Raw genomic sequence first — 22,318 nt, 5'->3', positions numbered from 1 at the left:
TGGCCGGAAAATGAATAATATTAATAATATGAAAAAATTAAGCTATTTAGGAGCAACTTTATTGTACGTGCTCTTTATGGGTGGAATCCAGGGGCTGGCACAGGAAACCAAAGAAAAAGACTGGATGTTAGGTCCCTTCCAGAGGTTCACCCAGGGGAAACCAATTATCTCTAAGGATACTTTATCTACTTTCAATGACCCTATGAGCGGTAAGGAAGTAAGGTGGGAATCAATGGCCACTTTTAACCCGGCTGCTGTTGTTAAGGATGGGAAAATTAATGTCTTCTACAGGGCCGAAGAAAGAGTAGGGGAAGACGGAATAGGAACTCATACCTCCAGGCTGGGACTTGCTACGTCAGAAGATGGGGTTAAATATAACAGAAAGAAAAAGCCTGTTTTTTATCCGGATAATGATGATCAGAAAAAATATGAATGGACCGGAGGAACTGAAGATCCCCGTATCGTGGAAACCGAAGACGGTACTTATGTGCTAACCTATACCCAATGGAACCGGGATACTCCCCGGCTGGCCGTTGCGACTTCAAAGGATCTGAAGAACTGGGAAAAACATGGTCCTGCCTTTGAAGAATACAAAGACGGGAAGTACAATGATATGCACACCAAATCCGGTGCTATTGTAAGTAAACTTAATGAAGAAGGTAAGTTAATCGCTGCCAAAATAAATGGGAAATACTGGATGTATTTTGGAGTTCCTCATATCTGGCTTGCATGCTCCACAGATCTTGTAAACTGGGAGCCGATAGAAGATTATGAAGGGAATATCTCTCCGGTGCTCAGTCCGCGTCCGGGTTATTTCGATTCCTGGTTAGTAGAAGCAGGACCACCGCCAGTTCTCACCGAAGACGGGATCGTGGTGCTTTACAATGCCGGAAACTCAAAGAATATTGGAGTAGAAGAACTTGGAAATCGAATTTATACAGGAGGACAGGCTTTATATGATGCCAATGAACCCTGGAAGATCCTGGATCGTGCCGATAAACCATTCATTAAGCCTGAATTAGATTTTGAGAAATCAGGTCAGTATAAGGATGGGACTACATTTATTGAAGGTCTGGTGTACTTTAAGGATGCCTGGTATCTTTATTATGGTACTGCAGATAGTATGGTGGGAGTAGTTAAATCTAAGGATAAGGAATAAACTATCAATAATATTCAGAAAGCCTGGTTTAAACCGGAAGACCATCTGCTGACTATCCTTGTCAGGTTGGAATCTGCTCCGGTTTAAACAGGCTCTTCTTTGCTGTGAATTCAGGAATATCATAGAAAGAGACAAACTTCAAAAGTTCATTTTTGATAGTCTTTCACCTTGCATTCCCGTACCATTTTTCATCTTGATCCTTTAGTCTTACTTGTTCTGCCCAGGTATATGTGCCTGCGTGATCAGTAAGTAGGAACCGAATTAGCCGGGATCAACACTAAAGCTCTAATTAAAAATAGCCTTTAAGTAATGAACAAACGATTATTATATTATTCCATTACTGTGGCAATGGCCGGATTTCTTTTTGGTTTTGACACAGTGGTTATCTCAGGTGCGAATCTTCCAATTAAGGAACTTTGGAATACCTCAGGTTGGTTTCACGGGACTTTTATTATGTCTATGGCACTTTGGGGCACCGTAATTGGAGCTTTAGTAGCGGGAATACCTACCGATAAATTTGGAAGAAAAAATACACTCATAGGTATAGGAATACTCTATTTTATTTCGGCAATTGGTTCGGGACTCGCTCAAGATCCTTATAGCTTTTCCTTTTTTCGTTTTATTGGAGGTCTTGGTGTGGGAATTTCTTCTATTGCAGCACCTACCTATATTTCGGAAATCTCTAATCCAAAGAATCGTGGTACCCTGGGCTCTCTTTATCAATTTAATATTGTTTTTGGTATCCTGATAGCATACCTGAGCAATTACCTGCTTGAAGGTGTGGGTGGGGATAATGACTGGCGATGGATGCTGGGAGTGGAAGCAATTCCCGCTTTAGTTTATACTATTTTGGTTTTGGGCGTACCCAAGAGTCCGCGTTGGTTGTACCTTCATCAGAATAAGGCCGATGAAGCCCTGAAGGTTCTGGTAAAAACCAGTTCAGTGGAAGCTGCGGATATTACTCTCAAGGATATGAAGAATGACCAGGAGCGTAGTAAAGGCAGCAGTACCCAATTATTTTCCAGGAAATACAGCTTTCCATTAACCCTGGCATTTCTGATTGCATTTTTCAATCAGCTTTCCGGAATCAACTTCATACTGTATTATGCGCCTGAGATTCTCGAAAAAGCAGGTTTTGGTACGGAAGATTCTCTATTCAGCGCGATTGCTATAGGTCTGGTTAATCTTGTCTTCACCTTGTTAGGGGTTTATCTTATTGACCGCACAGGAAGAAAGAATCTTATGTATATAGGCTCCATTGGTTATATAATTAGCCTGACCATGGTGAGCTACTTATTTCTGAGTGATTCGGCTGCGATATCAAAATTAGTATTTATCCTCATGTTCATTGCAAGCCATGCGATAGGTCAGGGCGCTGTGATCTGGGTGTTTATTTCAGAGATTTTCCCGAATAAAGTTAGAGCTTATGGTCAGGCATGGGGAAGTGGTACCCATTGGGTTTTTGCTGCTCTTGTTACGCTGTTCGGATCAGTTTTACTTGATGTGCTGCAACCATGGATGCTATTTTCCATTTTTGCTGGACTAATGGGGCTGCAATTGCTTTTTGTTCATTTCATGATGCCCGAAACAAAAGGAAAATCTTTAGAGGAGATAGAAGCATCCTTTAAGGATCGCTAATATACCTGCTACCAGGAATACTTTTTATCCAGTAACTGAAATAATTGATTATAAAAAGGAGTAAAATGAAATCGAATAAAGGCTTTATAGCGTACGGCATTAAATTTAAGCCCATTTTAAAAGATAAAATCTGGGGCGGTTCCAAATTAAAGAATATCCTAGGGAAATCAGCTACAGATAGTGCCGGTGAAAGCTGGGAGATCTCAACTGTAGAAGGCGATGTTTCTGAAGTGCAGAATGGAGTTTATAAGGGTTTGCCGTTTGATGAATTGCTTGAGCGATTCCAGGATAAAGTTCTGGGTAAATCTGTAGTTAATAAATTCGGAGGGAATTTTCCTTTATTGATCAAATATATTGACGCTTCCAAAAATTTATCTGTTCAGGTACACCCCGGGGATGAAATGGCAAAGAAAAACCATAATTCCTATGGAAAAACGGAAATGTGGTATATTATGCAAGCTGATAAAGGATCCATGATAAACGTTGGATGGAAAAATAAAATCAGTTCTGAAGAATATAGCGAGAGTCTGAAAAATGGGACTATAACCGATCATCTCAATTTCATTCCGGTTAATGAGGGAGATACTTTTTTTATTAAAGCAGGGAAAGTTCATGCTATTGGAGAAGGTGTTATGTTAGCGGAAATTCAGCAGACTTCAGATGTAACTTATAGGGTGTATGATTGGGATAGGGTAGATGAAAATGGGGTTTCAAGAGAACTGCATATAGATCTGGCTGGTGAGGCAATGAATTTTAATGTTATAGATGATCATTCCGTTGATTATAAACTCATAAAAAATCAGTCAACCAATCTGGTAGACTGTCAATTTTTCACAACCAATATTATTGAAGTACAGGGAAAGATAGTAAAGGATTATTCTTCACTGGATTCCTTTGTGATTTTTATGTGCGTTTTGGGAAAGGCGAAAATTGATGTTGACGGAGCAGAGGAGTTGATTGAATACGGAGAGTCTATTTTGGTTCCTGCAACCTCAAAATCGATAACCATCGATGGAAACCTATCAAAATTATTGGAAGTTTATATTTCATAGTTAATCTGAAGTGTATCCTAAAGCAGAACTATTCTTCTTATTGAAACTAAGAGGGGTGTTATTGTCGGGTTACCTTAGTAAGAAACTCCGTGAAAAACCTGAGCTGAGAAAAGGCAACAAAAAAACCCGCTTCATCTGAAGCGGGTTTTAAAGGTGGTACCTCCAGGAATCGAACCAGGGACACACGGATTTTCAGTCCGTTGCTCTACCAACTGAGCTAAGGTACCGTTTGCTTTGAAAGCGGTGGCAAATATAATTTCATTTTTAGGAACTCACAAAGGAAATATTAAAAAAATGCTTTCGTATTTTTGAGGTCTAAAGATATTCTGGATGAATTTAGTTATCGATGAAGGAAATACTCTCGTAAAGACTGCTGTTTTTCAAAATGATAGACTTTTAGATAAACAGAGTTTTAACAAGAAAGAATTTTCTGAGAAATTTCAAATTATTCGAAAAAACTTCCCTGAGATAGCCAATTCTGTAATTTCAAGTGTCGCTTCTCAAAATTCTGATCTCATTGCAGAAGTGAGAAAAAGATATTCCCTGCTGGAGTTTGATCAAAATGTAAGACTTCCGTTCACAAATAAGTATGCTACCCCTGAAACCCTCGGAAAAGACAGGATCGCTCTTGTAGCAGCAGCAGTAAATTCATTCCCTGGTAAAAATGTGCTTATCATTGATGCGGGCACTTGTATCACATACGATATAAAAACCGAGCGGGAAATTTATCTTGGCGGAGCGATATCCCCGGGAATGGAAATGAGATTTAAATCCCTGCACAAGTTTACAGCTAATTTGCCGTTAGTAAAACCGAAGCAGGATGTGGAACTGATCGGTAACTCTACCGAAACCAGTATTTTATCCGGAATTATTAATGGAATTAGAATGGAATTAAGGGGGGTGATAGATGTTTATGATACTGAATTTGAAGATTTAACAGTAATTTTCACCGGTGGAGATAGTCAAATTTTGTCTATACCATTAAAAAATAGCATATTTGCCAACTCAAATTTTTTGTTAGAAGGACTTAATTTCATTCTAGAATTTAACAGGACTCAATGATAAAACGATTTATAGTAATCGTAGCTTTATTTTTAGCTTTTACTGCCGAAGCACAGGAAAACGTATCTTCGCCCTATTCATACTACGGTATTGGCCTAACCAACTTCAAAGGTACTGTTGCAAACAGATCTATGGGAGGGATTAGCATATTTAATGATAGTATCCATGCGAACTTGCAAAATCCAGCCTCTTATGGTAGGCTTAAACTTACAAATTATCTGGTTGGGGGTAGTCATGAAAGAGTGAGCCTTGAGTCTTCTGAAGCAAGTGATAATGCTAAGATTACTTCAATTGACTATCTTGGTTTAGGAATTCCCATTGGGGATGGTTTTGGGATAGGCGTTGGCCTTATTCCATATACCTCGGTTGGATACAGGATACTTGATATTGAAGATGAATCTGCCAGCCGTCTTAACGGAAGGGGAGGGATGAACAAAGTTTTCCTTTCTGCAGGCTATGCTTTTAACGATAATTTTAGCATCGGAGTGGATGCTAACTATAATTTTGGTAATTTTCAGAATCGCAGGACTGTAGTACGGGATGGGATAGAACTGGGAACTCGTGATGTGAACAGATCTGATATAAAAGGTTTCAACTTTAGTTTTGGAGCGAATTATCAGAAATTGCTTTCAGAGGGCCTTAAATTACATGTTTCCGGAACTTATTCTCCGGCAATAGATCTTAATTCTGACAACTTCAGGGAGGTTTCAACCATTGCTTTTGTGAGTTCTTCAGGGCTGGTTGTAGATACCCGGGAAGTGGATGTGGAAGATACAGACTTTACTTTACCTTCAAGGCTTACCTTTGGAGCGGGAATTGGCAGGGAGCATAAATGGTTCCTGGGGGCGGAGTATTCGAATGTTGGATCATCTTCCTATGAAGATAGTTTTATGTTCAGAAATGACGGGGGAGAATTTGAAGATGCTTCCCAGTTTGCAATAGGCGGATTCTTTATTCCACAATATAACTCTTTCACCAGTTACTTTAAAAGAGTTGTTTACCGTGCCGGATTCCGCTATGATGCCACAGGTCTTGTTATCAATAATGAGTCCATTAAAGAGTTTGGCATGTCTTTTGGATTAGGATTGCCGATAGGGGCCACCAACAGGGATTTATTCTCTAATGCAAACCTTGGAATCGAGCTTGGACAAAGAGGTACCACCGATTCTGGTTTAATTCAGGAGAATTTTTTAAGATTGTCTGTTGGACTGTCGTTAAACGATAAATGGTTCACAAAAAGAAAATTTGATTAACCACACAATAAACAAGAAGATGAAAAAGAGATTTCTAGCACTATTAACTGTTGCCTTACTAGGTTTTGGGGCTATGAGTGCACAATCGGGTGATTGTGCTACAATGGCGGCTTTAGCATATGATGATGCGAAGGCCAAAAATTACGACGCTGCTTATCCTGCTTTGTTAAAAGTAAGGCAAGAGTGTCCTAAATACAGCCTTGCGACCTATCAATACCTTGAAAGAGCTATTGAGTCTAAACTTAATAAGGCAACCGGGGAACAAAAAGAAGAACTGGTACAGGAACTAATTGAGGTTTGGGAAGAAAGACTTGAACTTTACCCGGACAAAACCGAAAAAGGTAAAGTTTATACTGATATCGCCTTGCTTAAATTCGATAATAAAATAGGAGATAAGGAAGATCAGTATGAGGCTTTTCATAAGGTATATACTGTAGATAAAGATAACTTTAAAAGCCCTAAAGGTCTTTATGCATATTTTGACCTGATGGTTGAAATGCAGGATGAAGGTGAAAGAACACTTCAGGATGTATTTGAAAACTATGATCGTGTATTTGCCAAGATTGAAGAAGAGGAAAACGACGCTGCAGAAAATCTTGCACCGCTTTTGAAAAAGCAGGAAGAAGGTGAAGACCTTACGGCTAAAGAGCAAAAGCAGATCAAGTATGCTGAGATCAACCTTTCCAACTATGCTAAGGTAAAAGAAGCGATCAATGCAAAGCTTGGTGCGAGAGCAGATTGTGATAACCTTATCCCGCTTTACAAGAAAGACTTCGAGGATAAAAAGACAGATGTTAACTGGTTAAAGAATGCTAACGCTAGACTTTCTGCTAAAGACTGTACGGAAGATCCGCTTTTCATTCAGGTTTCTGAAGCACTACACAGGCTGGAGCCTTCTGCAAAGTCGGCATACTCTCTTGGTCAGTTAGCTGAATCTGAAGGAGAATACAGCAAGGCCCTTGATTATTATAACGAGGCTGCCGAGCTAGAGACCAACAAATCTGATCAGGCGAAGATCTATTACAGAATTGCTAATAACTACAAAGAAAAAGGTAGTTTTAGTCAGGCTAGAAGCTTCTATAGAAAAGCACTTACAGCTAAGCCTTCTTTAGGTAGTGCTTACCTGCAGATCGCAAGTATGTATGCTCAAAGTGCCAATAACTGTGGGGATGATGCATTCACTAAGAGATCTGTGTACTGGCTGGCTGCTGATTATGCTTCAAGAGCTGCAAGGGTAGATCCTTCTATTGCGAGCAATGCGAATCAGGCTGCCGCTGCCTACAGAGGTAGAGCGCCACAGAAATCTGATGTATTCCAATCTTCATACAATGTAGGAGATGCGATTCAGATCAGTTGCTGGATAGGTGAGACAGTTCGCATCCCGAACCTATAAGATGAAACTCACATATAGTAATATAATTTCAGGCATTGTCACGCTTATCGGCGTGACAATGCTTTTTTCATGTGAAGGTAACCTGCAGGAAGTAAGAGCCTTCAGTCTGGAAGAAGATGCACCACAAGCTATTGCCGAAGGAATAAATCTGAAATTTACCGATTCAGGCAGGCTGGTTGCAACTCTGCGCAGTCCAAAGATGCTGGACTACAGTAATAAAAACTTCCCTTATCGTGAATTCCCTGAAGGCTTGGAAGTGGAATTCTTTGATGAACAGGATCGTAAAAATACGGTAGAGGCCGATTATGGGATCGTGTACGAGAAGACCAATCTCATCGATCTGCAGGGGAATGTGGTGATAATAACTGCCGACAGCACAAGGCTTGAGGCGAACCAGCTCTTCTGGGACCAGAACAGGAGCTGGGTTTTTACTGATAAACCCAATACCATCCGTTTTCCTAATGGTGCTTTAAACCAGGGGCAGGGTTTTGATTCTAATCAAAATTTCGGTAATTTCCGTTCTAGAACCAATACCGGTATACAAATAATAGAAGAAAAAAAGGATGAATAAATTTTTCAGGTATTTTGAATATGCCTATCTCTTTTTTGCGGCCTTTTTCATTTTTGAGGCGATCAGAATATGGAATACTGAAAGGAACAGGGCTTATTTATTCCTGTTTTTTGTTTGTATAGCTGTTTTTATGTTCTTCTTTAAAAGACGTTTCAGGCGTAAATACGAAGATCGTAACAAGTAGCCCAATGGAGGTCGATATACTTATCATTGTTTGTTCTCTTATCCTTTCGGCATTCTTCTCGGGGATGGAGATCGCTTACGTCTCTTCCAATAAGATCTATATAGAAATTGAGAAACGGCAAAATGACTTCCTTGCCAAGGTCTTAAAAAAACTAACCAGAAAACCATCTAAGTTTATAGCTACCATGCTGGTAGGCAATAATATTGCACTTGTTGTCTATGGGTTTTTCATGGGAGACCTGTTGATGGCCTGGCTTACGGGTATCGACACCCAAAGTGGTTTCGTGAAATATCTGATCTCAGACCTGAGTCTTTTTACTCAAACGGTAATCTCAACACTGGTAATTCTTTTAACTGCAGAATTCCTGCCTAAGGTCTTCTTTCAGATCTATGCCAATACCATGCTTAAATTCTTTGCGATCCCGGCCTATGTATTCTACCTGCTTTTCAGCTTTGTGTCGTCCTTTGTTATCTGGATCTCAGATATGATACTAAAAAGGTTCTTTAAGACCGAAGGAGATGAAGTTCAGCTTGCTTTTAGTAAAGTGGAGTTAGGAAACTTTATCAGTGAGCAAATGGAGACCGTGGAAGAGCATGAAGAAGTGGATAGTGAGATTCAGATTTTTCAGAATGCACTCCAGTTTTCCGATATTAAGGCCAGGGAGGTAATGATCCCCCGAACCGAAATTATTGCCGTGGACCAGAATCAGGCACCCGGCGACCTTATTCAGACTTTCACCGAAACCGGACTTTCCAAGATACTGGTCTATAATGAAACCATAGACGATATTATCGGTTATGTGCATTCATTCGAACTTTTCAAGAAACCAAAATCCATAAAATCCATATTGCTCCCGGTGATCTTTGTGCCGGAGACCATGTGGATCAAGGACGTGCTTAATATCCTTATCAAAAAACGAAAAAGTATTGCTGTGGTCATCGATGAGTATGGTGGTACCAGCGGGATGATGACCGTGGAAGATATTGTGGAGGAATTGTTTGGCGAGATTGAGGATGAGCATGATTCGGCAGTGCTTATCGAAGAAAAGATCGGGGAAGATCATTATAAATTTTCGGCGAGACTGGAAGTGGACTATCTTAATGAAATTTATAGAATAGAGATTCCCGAAGGAGAAAACTATGAGACCCTAAGCGGTTTTATTGTGAATCATACTGAGGAAATTCCACAACAGGGCGAAGTGATAAAGATTGAAGACTTCGAAATAAAAATCCTTGAAACTTCCAATACCAAAATCGAATTGGTGGAGCTTAAAATCAAAGCTGAAGATTAAAGCTTAAAAGTTAAGAATTTGCTAATTTTAAATTTTATTATTAGCCTAAAAACCTTATTTTCGCCCCCTATATTTTGATAAATTCTAAATTCAAATGGCAGTATTAAATAAAATCAGACAAAGGTCTGTTTTCTTGATTATTATCATCGCATTGGCATTGTTTTCATTCGTATTGGCCGATGTGATAAGAAATGGTGGACTGAGCTCTCAGAACTCTCAGAATGTAATTGCCACAGTAAATGGTAAGGAGATAAGCAGAGAGGAGTTCGCTCGTGATGTGGAGACATTTGAAAGAAATATGGGTCGTAATATAAGTACTACCCAGGCAGTAAGTCGTGTATGGGATCAAAAGCTGAGAGAAGTGATCCTTACTGAAGAAATTGAAAAGTTAGGTATAAGAGCCGGAGAAGGGCAGGTTACCAACCTGGTGCGATCTCAAATGGCCGGAAATCCCAATTTCACTAATGAAGCGGGAATGTTTGATGAGAACAGGCTGAGAGAATATGTGGCCAATCTTAGGGAGACCTCGCCACAGGCTTACGAGCAGTGGCAGAACTTCACTTCAAATCTTGCAAAAACTGCCAAGCTGAACAGTTACTACAATATGGTGAGCGCCGGAGTTGGTGCTACTTTGATAGAAGGAGAGCAGGCTTATAGAATGAAGAACGATAATATCAATATGAAGTTCGTTCAGCTGCCATATTCTTCGATCCCGGATAGTGAGGTTGAGGTTTCAAAATCTGAGATCAAGAATTATATAGAAGAGCATCCGACTACTTTTGAGACTGAGGCTTCCAGAAACATCGAATATGTGATCTTTGATGAAACTGCTTCTGAAGAAGATAAGACTGAAGCAAAGGAGTCTTTAATTGACCTTAGGAAAGAACGCGTGGAATATAACTCTGCTATAGGAGCAAATGACACACTTCCTGGATTTGACAGTACTGATGATTATGCAGATTTCGTAAGCAATAATTCAGATCTTCCATTCGAGAACAGATTCAAATTCAGAAATGAATTTACCGGAAGAAATGCTGAGGCCATCTTCAATCTTGAAGAAGGTGAGACCTTTGGTCCTTATGAAGAAGATGGATACTGGAAATTAAGTAAAGTTATTGAGACCAAGAATATCCCGGATTCTGTGAAAGCAAGCCACATCCTTATTACTTATCAGGGATCTCAGCTTGGAGCGGGCGTTAGCCGTTCTAAAGAGGAAGCACAGGAGCTTGCTGATAGTATAGCCGGAGTGGTGAGAAATGATAAAGCCAAGTTTGCTGAACTGGCTTCAGAATACTCTGCCGATACTTCAAATAAAGAACAGGGTGGAGACCTTGGATATTTTGGTCCCGGAATGATGATCCCGGAATTTGAGAATTACGTTTTTGAAAATGAAACAGGTGATGTAGGTGTGGTGGAAACCCCTCTTGGTTACCATATAATTTCTATCGATGATCAAACCGAAGCAGCAAGGGCTGTTAAGGTTGCTACCATAGCAAGAGAGATTCAGGCATCAGAGACCACTATGAACCGACTTTTCAATGAGGTTACGAAATTTGAGATTTCAGCCTCTGAAGATGATTTTGGAGATGTTGCTAAAGAGAACAATTATGAAATTAAGACTGTAAGGGACCTGAAGGCACTTGATGAGAATATTCCTGGAGCCGGACCACAGCGTAGAGTGATTCAGTGGGCCTTCGAAGATGAGGCAAAGGTTGGCGATGTTAGAAGGTTTGATACAAATAACGGATATATCGTTGCTCAATTAACTTCTAAAAAGGATAAAGGACTTATGAGTGTTGAAGAAGCCTCTTCTGTCGTGACTCCAATTCTTTTAAAAGAGAAAAAAGCGGAGTTGATCAAGGAAAGATTAAAAGGAAACACACTTCAGGAGATCGCCAATAATCACGGAGAAAGCGTTCAGACTGCCAATGCAGTTAACTTAAACAGTCCGACCCTGGCCGGTGCAGGAGCAGAGCCTGAGGTTGTAGGTGCTGTATTTGCTATGGAGCCAGGAAAAGTAAGTGAGCCTATTGCCGGTGAAAATGGAGTTTATGTAGTAGAGCTTGTTAGCAGGTTCGAGGCTCCTGCGATGGATTCCTACAAAGCATTTGCACAGCAGGAGAGCATGGCGCGAAGGGCTGAGGCTTCCATGAGAGTCTTTGAGGCACTTAAGAAGAAGGCAGACATAGAAGATAACAGAGCTAGATTTTACTAAGATCTAATCGAAATATAAAAAAGCCCTGCCATTTGGCGGGGCTTTTCTTTTTACGTCAGGAACTGGGGGTTTAAACTGGAGTTTTCAGCTTCTAACCTGGGTTGTATTATAGCTTAAAGTGTTCTCTATAATACCAGTTCAGAATAATCAAATATGATGTTGTAGCCTTTGTTTCTGAAATAATCTTTCTCTTCTTTCCCTCCGGTTGCAAGGATAAAATCTCCGCCCCAGCCGCCCAGGCTTTTTATGAATTCGCCGTAGTCCGGGAACAGCTCAGATTGTATTCTTGGCAGGTTGATGACTTTTGAGATAAGCATTTCATGTGCTTTCAGCATTACTTTAAATTCTTCCAGGCTTTCGCTTTTTATCACCTGCTCGGTGATTCCTGAAATCTTCTCTGTAAGTTCCTTAATATTTTCCTTAGGCTGATTTCTGTAGTGAGCTATGGCTTCACGGCTGTTCTGTTTCCTGTTGAGGTATACAAAGAATAATCGATCTGAAAACACAGGGTTAAAATCGGAAGTAAATACAGCCGGACCGTGAGATGTTTTCTGATAAGTTATAGGAAGGTCGCTTTTTGCCGCAGCGATATCATAACCGCTCCCGCCAAAACTGTTTTCGAGAAGTTTATAGGCATCTATTTCCAGCCATTGGGCAAGATTGTTTATTAAGGTTGAAGAAGTGCCCAGGCCCCATTTTCGATTGAAATCAAGTCGGGTAGTGATAGCGTAGCCCTTCTTATCGGCAAATTTTGATGGATTGGTCTTATAGGCACTGCTGAGTATCTGCTGAAGTCTTTGAGCGGTATTTCTTAGCTCGGGATCCTTCTGTTGTTCCATGTCCAGTAACGGTTGAAACTGGCCTTTGTCAATGGTGAATTTTGCCTGAAACCATATCTCTCCGTTTTCATCGAGGCTTGTCCAGTCAATAATATCCTTGCCGGCTTCAGCCACTTCCAGACTTTGACCTTTTGTAGTTGGTAAAGCCAGCGCTTTGGCACCGTCGAGTACCGCGTATTCTCCGGTTAGTAGTATTTTTCCATTGCTTTGAAAAACCTGCATTAGGATCTCATTTTTTCAAGTTGTTCTATCACACTGCTGTGGGTGATGGTGTGATGGGTAAAGAATTCTATCATTTCTGCTTTTTCTTTTTCCGTTGCCTGGTGCTGGTTTAGAATGTTCATGAGGTGCATTTTCATGTGTCCCTGCTGTATTCCCGTGGTTATGAGTGATCTCAATGCGGCAAAGTTCTGGGCTAGTCCGGCCACGGCCACGATCTCCATGAGTTCCTTTCCGGAAGGTCTTTGCAGTATGTCCAGAGCAAGTTTTACAAGAGGGTGCAGACTTGTGAGTCCGCCTACCGTACCCAGTGCCAGAGGTATTTCCATCCAGAATTTGAAGACCCCATCCTCAATGTTGGCATGTGTGAGGCTGGTGTAATTTCCATTTCTCGAGGCATAGGCGTGCACACCTGCCTCCACAGCCCGGAAATCGTTCCCCGTCGCCAGGACCACGGCATCAATTCCATTCATAACTCCTTTGTTGTGGGTTACGGCCCGATAAGGTTCGATTTCGGCAATTTTCACCGCCTGAACGAATTTTTCGGCAAACTCCTTTCCGCTTATGCTGGCATCTTCACATAGTTCATCCACGGGACAGGATACCTCGGCTCTCACCCTGCATTCTGGTACAAAATTGGAGAGGATGCTCATTATAATCTGCAGGTCTTTCTCCTCAGGCGTAAAGTTTTTTTGTTTTTTGGCCTCTTCCTGTAAAACCTCGGCAAATTTTTCCAGGCAGGAATTAATAAAATTTGCGCCCATGGAATCGCGGGTATCAAAATTCACAAAAAGCTGGTAGTAATTTTCCAGATCTGCAGTCTTATCAATAAGGTCGATGTCCAGGATCCCGCCCCCACGTTTTACCATGTTCCTTGTGATAGGTTCCACGGCTTTATACAGTTTCGGTTCAATCTCATTAAAGAGCTTCCTTAGTTTTTCATGATCTCCTCTAAAGAGGAAATGAACCTGGCCTATCTTTTTATTATTGATCACTCTGGCTTTAAAACCACCTCTCTCACTCCAGAACTTGGCCGCTTTACTTGCAGCTGCCACCACCGAACTTTCTTCTATAGCCATTGGTAGCGTGAAATATTTTCCGTTTATCAGAAAATTAGGGGCAAGTCCCAAAGGAAGGTAAAAATTGGTTACCGTATTTTCGATGAACTCATCGTGAAGTTTCTGCAGTTTATCATCTTCATTCCAGTATTGTTTCAGGACCGAAACAGCAGTTTGGTCACTCTTCAAATAATGCTCGGCCAGCCACTCAATTTTTTCATTTTTGGTAAGCCTTGAAAATCCGTTTACGGGTTTTGTCATCCTTTTTGTCTTTCAAAAGCCCAAAGATACAATTCATATTTTTAGACCAGAATATAACCGCTTATATGAAAAATTAAAAACTAAATTTTTTTTAACAAATCCTTAGTATTTAACTGTAAAAATGCTCATTTTTTGGTCAAAATTTATTAAACTTGGCCTTGATTAAATATTCTTGAATTTTTATGAAATTCCCCAAAATACTGGTTGCTTTTATTTTAGCAACATCTTCTGTGCTTACCGCACAAAAAAAAGAAGTTAGTCTCGAGGAAATATGGAGCGGGACATTTAGTGAAGAACGACTTCAATCTCTTCAATCTTTAAATAATGGCGAGGAATATGTGGTCCTTGACCGGGATAGAACAACCGGAAATACCCGTATAGATGTATACAGCTATAAAACAGGGGAGAAGACCAGGACCCTTGTGAATAGTGCCGATCTTGATGGGATCAATTCTTTTCAGGCATTCAAATTCAGTTCAAACGAAGAAAAGATATTGCTTTCTACTGAAGTTGAACCTATCTACAGGAGGTCTTCCAGGGAGATCTATTATGTCTATGATGTGAACACCGAAAAACTCACTAAGATTAGTGAAAAAAAGATCCAGGAGGCGGCCTTTTCTCCTGATGCATCTAAAGTAGCTTATGTTTTTGAAAATAATATCTATATCCACGACCTGAATTCCGGACAGGCCAAACAGATCACTACAGACGGTGAGATAAATAGTGTAATAAACGGTATTACTGACTGGGTATATGAAGAGGAATTCTCATTCGTTAAAGCATTTGCATGGAATCCGACCGGAGAAAAACTGGCGTATCTGAAATTCGATGAATCAGAAGTGCCGGAATTTTCCATGGATATGTTCGGCAGGGATCTGTACCCCAGACAGCATGTCTTTAAATATCCAAAAGCCGGGGAGTCCAATTCAGAAGTGAGTTTGCATATGTATGATGTAGGTTCAGATTCTTCAGAAGAGATAGACCTGGGAGATAAATTTGATTTAGCATCTGAAAGTTCCGAGACTGGGAATGTGGTGAAAGATTTTTATATCCCCAGAATCAAATGGACAGCCGATCCTATGTTGCTAAGCGTTCAGGTGTTGAACAGGCATCAGAATAACCTTGAACTTATATTTGTAGATGCTGAAGATAATGATGCAGAAGTGGTGATGAACGAAACCGATAAGGCCTATGTTGATATTACCGATAACCTTACTTTCTTAGAGGATAATAGTTTTATCTGGACCAGCGAAAAGGACGGCTATAATCACATTTATCATTATGATGAAGATGGAGAGTTGATCAACCAGATAACCAGCGGCGATTGGGAGGTTACCAATTATTATGGTTATGATCCGGAGGCTAACAAAATTTACTATCAAAGCACAGAAAATGGCAGCGTGAATCGCGATGTGTATTCCATCAAACCAAATGGAAAGTCAAAGACAAGGCTTACTAAAGGAGCCGGGATGAACTCAGCCGATTTCAGTGCAGATTATACTTATTTCATCAATTCCTTTACCAATACCAATACCCCTCATGTGTACACGCTTCGCCGGGCCAGGGACGGTAAGGAGGTTCGCGAGATTTTGAATAACAGTAACTTGTTAAAGAAGGTTGAGGACTATGACTTTTCTCCAAAAGAACTTTCCACAATCAATGTGAACGGAAACGAGCTTAATATGTGGATCATTAAACCTTCAGATTTTGATGAGAATAAGAAATATCCGCTTTTAATGTATCAATATTCGGGACCTGGTTCACAATCTGTTTCCAATTCTTATTTCGGAACCAACGATTACTGGTATCAGCTTTTAGCGAATAAAGGTTATATCATTGCTTGTGTGGACGGCAGGGGGACCGGTTTTAAAGGAGCCGATTTCAAGAAAGTGACCTACCAGGAACTTGGAAAATATGAAGTGGAAGATCAGATATCTGCCGCTCAAAAACTAGGTGAAAGAAGTTATATAGATAAAGACAGGATTGGGATATGGGGCTGGAGCTATGGTGGCTTTATGTCTTCCAACGCGATCCTGAAGGGGAATGATACTTTCTCACTGGCTATTGCAGTTGCTCCTGTTACAAGCTGGAGATTTTACGACACTGTTTATACTGAAAGATATATGAGGACTCCTCAGGAGAATCCTTCAGGGTACGATGAGAACTCTCCTCTGAATCACGTTGAAAAGCTAAAGGGCGATTATCTCATTATTCATGGTGGAGGAGATGATAATGTACATCTTCAGAATACCATGAGAATGGTGGAAGAGCTGGTTCAGGCTAATAAACAATTCGACTGGGCTATTTATCCTGACAGGAATCATGGGATCTACGGGGGCAATACAAGGCTGCACCTGTATAATATGATGACAGATTTTATACTTGAAAAACTTTAATTAAATACATAACTATAAATGGCAACGAGAGACGTAAGAGTTAAACAGAAAGAGCTTTTTGGGCATCCTTTAGGGCTTTATATTTTATTTTTTACCGAGATGTGGGAACGCTTTTCCTATTATGGGATGCGTGCAATTCTGGTATTATATCTTGTAAGTGCCACTACAGAAGGGAATGCCGGATTGGGATGGACGCAGGCTGAGGCTCTTGCCCTGTATGGATGGTATACCATGTTGGTTTATGTCGCATCCATTCCCGGAGGTATACTTGCAGATAAGGTTTTTGGGCAGAAACGGGCAGTGCTAATTGGTGGAATAGTGCTGGTAGCCGGTCATGGGATACTTGCCGTTGAACAGATGTGGGCCTTTTATACCGGTTTAACGCTTATTATTATCGGGGTTGGATTCCTTAAACCCAATATTTCCACTATGGTGGGAGGTCTTTATAAAGAAGGCGATATTAGAAGGGATAAAGGATTTACAATCTTCTACATAGGGATTAACCTTGGAGCATTCCTTTCCAGTTTGATCGTGGGTTATGTGGGGGAGAATATTGGATGGCATTATGGTTTCGGACTGGCTGGTATTGCGATGGCTTTAGGTCTCATAGTTTATCTTTTTGGTCAGAAACACCTGGTGAATGTTGGGAACCTGCTTTCTAAAACCGAGAGGGACGAAGGAGCTTCTTTAGGAAAGCTTTTTCAGGATCTTTTAAAATCACCTCTGCAACTGGTTATCTCGCTTTTTTTACTTGCTGCCTCGCTTTACGGGATGTACGTAATGGGAATTGCTTACGGATTGCTGTTCATCTTCCTTACAGTTGTGATCTCAATGATGATGATGGTTTATAAAGATCTTACCACCAAGGTAATGAAAGACAGATATGTAGTAATGCTATTGTCTTTTATACTGGTGATCGTATTTTGGGGCGCCTTTGAGCAGGCCGGTGGATTGATGAATATCTATGCACTTGATAATACGAACAGATCCCTTCCTTTTAGTCTTCCACTTATAGGAAACGAAGTTCCGGCGTCCTGGTTCCAGTCACTTAACGCCATGTTCATAATTATTTTCGGACTTGTCGTGGCCAATTTCTGGGCACGCAGAAAACTGAAGAACAAGGAGGCTTCTTCTATTTTCAAGATGGCAACCGGTGTTATAATTATGGGTCTGGGATTTGTATTTATGGTCTTTGCAGCTTTACAATTCGAGTCTAATGGAGCTTCTGCGATGTACTGGTTAGTTCTGGCTTATCTTTTCCATACCATTGGAGAACTTTGTTCTTCGCCGGTAGCGCTATCTTTCATTACTAAACTTGCACCGGTAAGATATGCTTCCCTAATGATGGGTGTTTATTTTGCAGCTACAGGTTTAGGAAATAAGGTTGCAGGTGTGGTAGGGGAGTTTGCTTCTGAAGCTGGTGATATAGCCATATTCTCCGGAATAACAATTTTTACGGTATGTTTCGCTACATTAGTGCTTATTATGCTGAAACCATTGAAACGATTGACTCATGGTGCCGAGGATAACGAAAGGGAAATGCTGGAACAGGAACAATATGAGCTTGCAGATACGGAAGTGAATTAGTAACCAAATATTTTCATCATGGATATTACTTTATGGATCATGATTATAGGATGGGTTTTCGTGCTCATCTGGGTTCCGTTTATCATCTATACAAATAAGGACACCCATCCAAAAGCATTGTTTGTTCTGTTTTTTGCTGAAATGTGGGAACGTTTCTCTTACTACGGAATGCGGGCATTACTTGTCCTGTACATGACGAAAGTTTTATTCATTGATCTTGCTCAGAATGTGGCTGAAACCCAGGCATACGGAATTTACGGATCCTATACTGCTATGGTGTATCTGTTTCCTGTTCTAGGAGGCCTGGTAGCCGATCAGTTACTAGGATTTAAAAAGACCATTCTCTGGGGAGGTCTTTTAATGGCTTTGGGGCATTTTACCCTGGCCCTGCAGGGCTTTGAGAATCTTGAAGGGAATATGCCTTTCTTTTTTGCAGCTCTTGCCCTTATCATTGTAGGGAATGGTTTCTTTAAGCCTAATATAAGTTCTTTCCTGGGAACATTTTATGACCCGAATGACGCCAGAAAAGATGGTGCTTTTTCCATTTTCTATATGGGTGTGAATATCGGCGCATTCCTTTCTACTCTCACCTGTGGGTATGTGGGCCAGCAGATAAACTGGCATTATGGTTTCGGGCTTGCAGGAATAGGAATGTTACTGGGACTTATCGTTTTTTATATTTTCACAAAATCCAGCCGTGATTTTGAAGGAAAAGGTATGTCACCGGAAGAAGTGCAAAGTGGTGAAAGAAAATTCCTGGGTATGAAACCTGATATAGGAGTATATATCATCTCATTACTGGCAATTCCTGTGTGTGCATTTATGCTGGACCTTGATGAGTTCATGTCTGGCGCACTGATCGTTATTTCTCTCTTAATTGTTGGTTATTTGCTTTACCAGGCATTAACTGCTAAAAATAGGGTAGAAGGCCAGCGATTGCTGGTTGTGGTAGTGTTATTCTTTTTTCATGCTGTTTTCTGGGCACTATTTGAGCAGGCCGGGGGTAGTCTTACCATTTTTACCGATAAAAATGTTGACAGATTAGTAGGTGGAACTGAGATACCCGCTTCTATCTTTCAGAGTCTGAATCCACTTTACATTATGTTATTGGCGCCATTATTCTCATGGATCTGGCTGAAACTCAGTAAAACGGGAAAAGAACCCAGTACCCCAATGAAGTTCGTGCTTGGTCTTGTCCAGTTAGCATTAGGTTTTGCAGTGATCGTGATAGGTGCAAAATTCTTCGCAGGAGGAGATGGCCTTGTACCAATCGTATTCCTGGCGCTGATGTATTTGCTGCATACTACCGGAGAACTTTCATTGTCGCCTATTGGACTATCAATGGTAACAAAACTGTCTCCAGCCAAAGTTGTGGGATTCGTTATGGGAGCTTGGTTCTTATCTATCGCACTTGCTAATAAAATGGCAGGTCTTATAGGAACCTTAACAACCAGTGAGGCGGTGACTGATGATACTCCGGCTGAAATGACTCTGGGTATTTATTCTGAAACCTATCTTATCTGGGGTGTAGGCGTGGTTGGTGCGGCTGCATTAATTTTGTTACTTCTTGTGCCTTTATTGCGTAAATGGATGAATGGAATTCATTAAATTTAGGAACGCTTTTTGTTTGTTTACCTGAAAATTGAATTTATGAAGAGATTATTCCTTTTTCTATTTTTGATTGCTGGCGTTGTTGTCAACGCTCAGGAGATCGAATGGATGAGTATGAATGAGGCGCTGGAAGCTCAGAAGAAGCAGCCTAAAAAAATATTTGTAGATGCCTATACCACCTGGTGTGGTCCCTGCAAAATGCTTGATAAGAACACCTTTGGCAATAAAGATGTAGCCGAATATATCAATGAACATTACTATGCTGTAAAGTTCAACGCTGAAGGGAATGAGGTGATAAATTATAAAGACAAGGTCTTTAAGAACCCCGATTACAACCCCGAAAAGAAAGGTCGGAACAGTGTGCACCATTTTGCTCTTGCAATGGGGGTGAGTGCTTATCCAACTATGGTATTCTTTGATGAGAAAGGTGAGTTTCTAAGTCCTTTAAAAGGATATCTTACTCCTCAGCAACTTGAGATTTTCCTGAAGGTTTTTGCCACCGATGATTACAAGCAGGTGAAAACCGATGAGGAATGGAAAAAATACCAGGAAGAATTTGAGAGTACCTTTTCGAGTTAATTCTTAAGGAAAGATATATGCTCCCTTTTCACCAGTATAGTGGAAAGGGATTTTTTTTAGTCTGCAGGTATTCCTCCACTGGTTTACAAAAGAAGGATGATTACTTCCGTCAGCGATTATCTGCCGGGGCTGCAGCTGATTTATGAGTCTTTCCATATTCAGTCTTGGTGAGTTCCTCAAAATAATAAATTCAGGCTGAAATTCTTTGAGGTTATAGCTGGCAGTAGTGTCGATCACTAAACAAATTTGGTCTGAAACCGAAAGTATATCGGGAAGCTGTTGGAGGCTGAAATTTTCTATCTGTCGCTCTCTTAAATATGCTTTTAGAAAGCTCAATTGATCTTTATTTTCTGCAAATATTGTAAGATCATATTTCTGTTTTTTTCCTATTACGCTCTCCCGAGTTCTATGAAAAACAACTATCTCGTCCGCCGGATTATTAATCTTATTATAAAAACTTGCCAACTGGAAACCCATTATACTTATCAGAAGAAAGCAAAGCCTTTTGAAGTTTGGCTTTGCAATAACGAGCAAAATCCCTAATAGGATCAGATAGACTGCCATACTCTGTAACAGGCTGAAATCGATATCACTAAACACAAAGACATCAAACTTCGCGATCTTCCCGATGAAAGTATTAAGGAAGGTTATTACCATTCCCAGAAGATCTGCCAGGATTTGTGGCAGGATATTCATAAACGCCAGTAATATAACCAGTATCCCCAGGGCCAGTATAAAGCCAAGAAGTGGTAGCACTACCAGACTGCTAACTAGGAAGAGACCCGGGAACTGATGGAAATAGTAAAGGCTTAAGGGCAGTACCCCGATCTGAGCAGCCAGACTCACCGAAATTATTTTCCAGAAATAATCAATAATCCTGATTTTTGGGCTGAATAATCTATTTATATAAGGTTGAAAAACAATGATGCTGAACACGGCCAGGTAACTCATTTGAAATCCCACCTGGAATAAATAAAAGGGATTGATAAGCAAAAGGAAGAATAGTGATAGGAACAGGCTGTTTAGTGTGCTGGTTTTCCTTTTAAGCTGAAGTCCTATGGCGATAAAGGAAAACATACAAACTGCACGCACCACCGACGGACTTAAGCCGCTTAGGATCGCAAAGCCCCAGAGTAAAATTATTACAAGCCCGGGTTTAAGGTATTTGCCATATTTGAGCTTTTCCACGGGTTTTAGAAGAAAATTCAACAGTAGCATTAAAATACCAATATGCAGACCGGAGATCGCAAGAATATGGATCGCCCCGGCAGCAGCATAATTTTTATAAAGCTGATCATCGATATCCCTGCGCTGACCAAGGATCAAAGCCTGAAACACTGCCAGTTCCTCCTTGCCGAAATCATAATTTCTAAGGTTGGATATCAATTTCTCTCTTAAGGTCCAGGCTAATACAATAAAATTTTCCTCCTGTCCAGTCACTTCCAGCTGTTCACCTGAAATACTGACCTGTCTTTCTACTCCCAGCCTCTTCATATAGTCCTTATAGTTGAACTGAAAAGGATTCAAAGGAGGTTTTATTTCTTGTGGAGTCCAGGGAATTAAGATTTTATTTCCGGGTTGAAGATTTATGGAATCACTATTTACATTCAGTAATAATTTACCTCTGGAAGAATGAATTTCGGTTTCTGAAATAAGTTCTTCCACCTTCAGTAAATACCTTTCTGAAAATTGAGTGGGTTTTAATTCTTCAGTAATTATCGCCTTTGCAAAGAATATCTTTTCAGTACCTGAATCCTTTTGAAGATAATGATTCGCCTGATTTTCCGGAATCGAATAATAGGTTGAGAAAAGTCCGATGGAAAAGATGAGAAAAAAAGTAGCAACTCCCATCCATGGACTGGGAAAGAGCTGTCTGGTGGCATTCAGATAGGCAATGAGAAAAAATAACATTGTGGCTGAACCGAATAACAAAATGAATTGCCGGCTAAA

17 protein-coding genes and 1 tRNA gene are annotated in these 22,318 nt (G+C 40.5%); 14 read left to right on the top strand and 4 right to left on the bottom strand.

Annotated elements, in window-relative coordinates:
- The first annotated feature begins 28 nt into the window (after positions 1-28).
- From LU635_RS09470 to LU635_RS09460, 3 genes are all read left to right on the top strand, one after another.
- Positions 29-1,159, top strand: coding sequence for a glycoside hydrolase family 130 protein (locus tag LU635_RS09470; protein WP_240098512.1), 1,131 nt, complete (start codon positions 29-31; stop codon positions 1,157-1,159).
- Positions 1,160-1,468: 309 nt separating this feature from the next.
- On the top strand, positions 1,469-2,797 hold the full coding sequence (locus LU635_RS09465) for a sugar porter family MFS transporter (protein ID WP_240098510.1): 1,329 nt from the start codon (positions 1,469-1,471) through the stop codon (positions 2,795-2,797).
- Positions 2,798-2,862: 65 nt separating this feature from the next.
- Complete coding sequence (locus tag LU635_RS09460) at positions 2,863-3,849, top strand: type I phosphomannose isomerase catalytic subunit (RefSeq protein WP_240098508.1); 987 nt, start codon at positions 2,863-2,865, stop codon at positions 3,847-3,849.
- A 154-nt stretch (positions 3,850-4,003) separates the two neighbouring features.
- Here the strand turns inward: LU635_RS09460 and LU635_RS09455 are convergent.
- Positions 4,004-4,076, bottom strand: a tRNA-Phe gene (locus LU635_RS09455).
- A 103-nt stretch (positions 4,077-4,179) separates the two neighbouring features.
- On the opposite strand from LU635_RS09455, the gene LU635_RS09450 reads away from it, so the two are divergent.
- The 7 genes from LU635_RS09450 (at position 4,180) to LU635_RS09420 (ending at position 11,818) form a co-directional block, all read left to right on the top strand.
- Entirely contained in the window at positions 4,180-4,911 is a 732-nt protein-coding gene (locus LU635_RS09450) for a type III pantothenate kinase (RefSeq protein ID WP_240098506.1), read from the top strand.
- Complete coding sequence (bamG, locus tag LU635_RS09445; RefSeq protein ID WP_240098504.1) at positions 4,908-6,164, top strand: BamG family beta-barrel-assembly machinery protein; 1,257 nt, start codon at positions 4,908-4,910, stop codon at positions 6,162-6,164. The genes LU635_RS09450 and bamG overlap by 4 nt, the downstream gene beginning before the upstream one ends.
- Before the next feature lie 19 nt (positions 6,165-6,183).
- Complete coding sequence (locus tag LU635_RS09440; RefSeq protein WP_240098502.1) at positions 6,184-7,557, top strand: hypothetical protein; 1,374 nt, start codon at positions 6,184-6,186, stop codon at positions 7,555-7,557.
- 1 nt (position 7,558) lies between these two features.
- Positions 7,559-8,128, top strand: coding sequence for an LPS export ABC transporter periplasmic protein LptC (lptC, locus tag LU635_RS09435; RefSeq protein WP_240098500.1), 570 nt, complete (start codon positions 7,559-7,561; stop codon positions 8,126-8,128).
- Positions 8,121-8,312 (top strand): hypothetical protein, encoded by a 192-nt coding sequence (locus LU635_RS09430; RefSeq protein ID WP_131397409.1) that lies wholly within the window; start codon positions 8,121-8,123, stop codon positions 8,310-8,312. The genes lptC and LU635_RS09430 overlap by 8 nt, the downstream gene beginning before the upstream one ends.
- Before the next feature lie 4 nt (positions 8,313-8,316).
- Positions 8,317-9,603, top strand: coding sequence for a hemolysin family protein (locus LU635_RS09425; protein ID WP_240098498.1), 1,287 nt, complete (start codon positions 8,317-8,319; stop codon positions 9,601-9,603).
- Between the two features lie 94 nt (positions 9,604-9,697).
- Positions 9,698-11,818 carry a peptidylprolyl isomerase gene (locus LU635_RS09420; RefSeq protein WP_240098496.1) on the top strand — a complete coding sequence of 707 codons (2,121 nt, stop codon included), beginning with the start codon at positions 9,698-9,700 and terminating at the stop codon, positions 11,816-11,818.
- 125 nt (positions 11,819-11,943) lie between these two features.
- Here the strand turns inward: LU635_RS09420 and LU635_RS09415 are convergent, their stop codons facing one another.
- Positions 11,944-12,879, bottom strand: coding sequence for a GYDIA family GHMP kinase (locus tag LU635_RS09415; RefSeq protein ID WP_240098494.1), 936 nt, complete (start codon positions 12,877-12,879; stop codon positions 11,944-11,946).
- The gene (locus LU635_RS09410) at positions 12,879-14,195 is read right to left on the bottom strand and encodes a hydroxymethylglutaryl-CoA reductase, degradative (protein WP_240098492.1); all 1,317 of its coding nucleotides are present in this window, start codon (positions 14,193-14,195) and stop codon (positions 12,879-12,881) included. Before LU635_RS09410 ends, LU635_RS09415 begins: the two co-directional genes overlap by 1 nt.
- A 182-nt stretch (positions 14,196-14,377) precedes the next feature.
- Here LU635_RS09410 and LU635_RS09405 point away from each other — a divergent pair, with 182 nt between their 5' ends.
- From LU635_RS09405 to LU635_RS09390, 4 genes are read left to right on the top strand one after another with little or no spacing between them, the layout of a single operon-like run.
- Positions 14,378-16,591, top strand: a complete 2,214-nt coding sequence (locus LU635_RS09405; protein ID WP_240098490.1) for a S9 family peptidase — start codon at positions 14,378-14,380, stop codon at positions 16,589-16,591.
- 18 nt (positions 16,592-16,609) lie between these two features.
- A complete protein-coding gene (locus tag LU635_RS09400; RefSeq protein ID WP_240098488.1) occupies positions 16,610-18,178 on the top strand; it encodes a peptide MFS transporter in 1,569 nt (522 codons plus the stop codon).
- A gap of 18 nt (positions 18,179-18,196) precedes the next feature.
- Positions 18,197-19,786 (top strand): peptide MFS transporter, encoded by a 1,590-nt coding sequence (locus LU635_RS09395; protein ID WP_240098486.1) that lies wholly within the window; start codon positions 18,197-18,199, stop codon positions 19,784-19,786.
- 42 nt (positions 19,787-19,828) lie between these two features.
- Entirely contained in the window at positions 19,829-20,368 is a 540-nt protein-coding gene (locus LU635_RS09390; RefSeq protein ID WP_240098484.1) for a thioredoxin family protein, read from the top strand.
- Between the two features lie 3 nt (positions 20,369-20,371).
- Here LU635_RS09390 and LU635_RS09385 read toward each other — a convergent pair whose 3' ends face one another.
- The gene (locus tag LU635_RS09385) at positions 20,372-22,300 is read right to left on the bottom strand and encodes a ComEC/Rec2 family competence protein (RefSeq protein ID WP_255749793.1); all 1,929 of its coding nucleotides are present in this window, start codon (positions 22,298-22,300) and stop codon (positions 20,372-20,374) included.
- Between the last annotated feature and the right edge of the window lie 18 nt (positions 22,301-22,318).

It is taken from the genome of Christiangramia crocea (assembly GCF_022410465.1).
Taxonomy (GTDB): Bacteria; Bacteroidota; Bacteroidia; order Flavobacteriales; family Flavobacteriaceae; genus Christiangramia; species Christiangramia crocea.
Note: the sequence above shows the minus strand (reverse complement) of the source record. Positions and strands in the feature narration are given on the sequence as shown.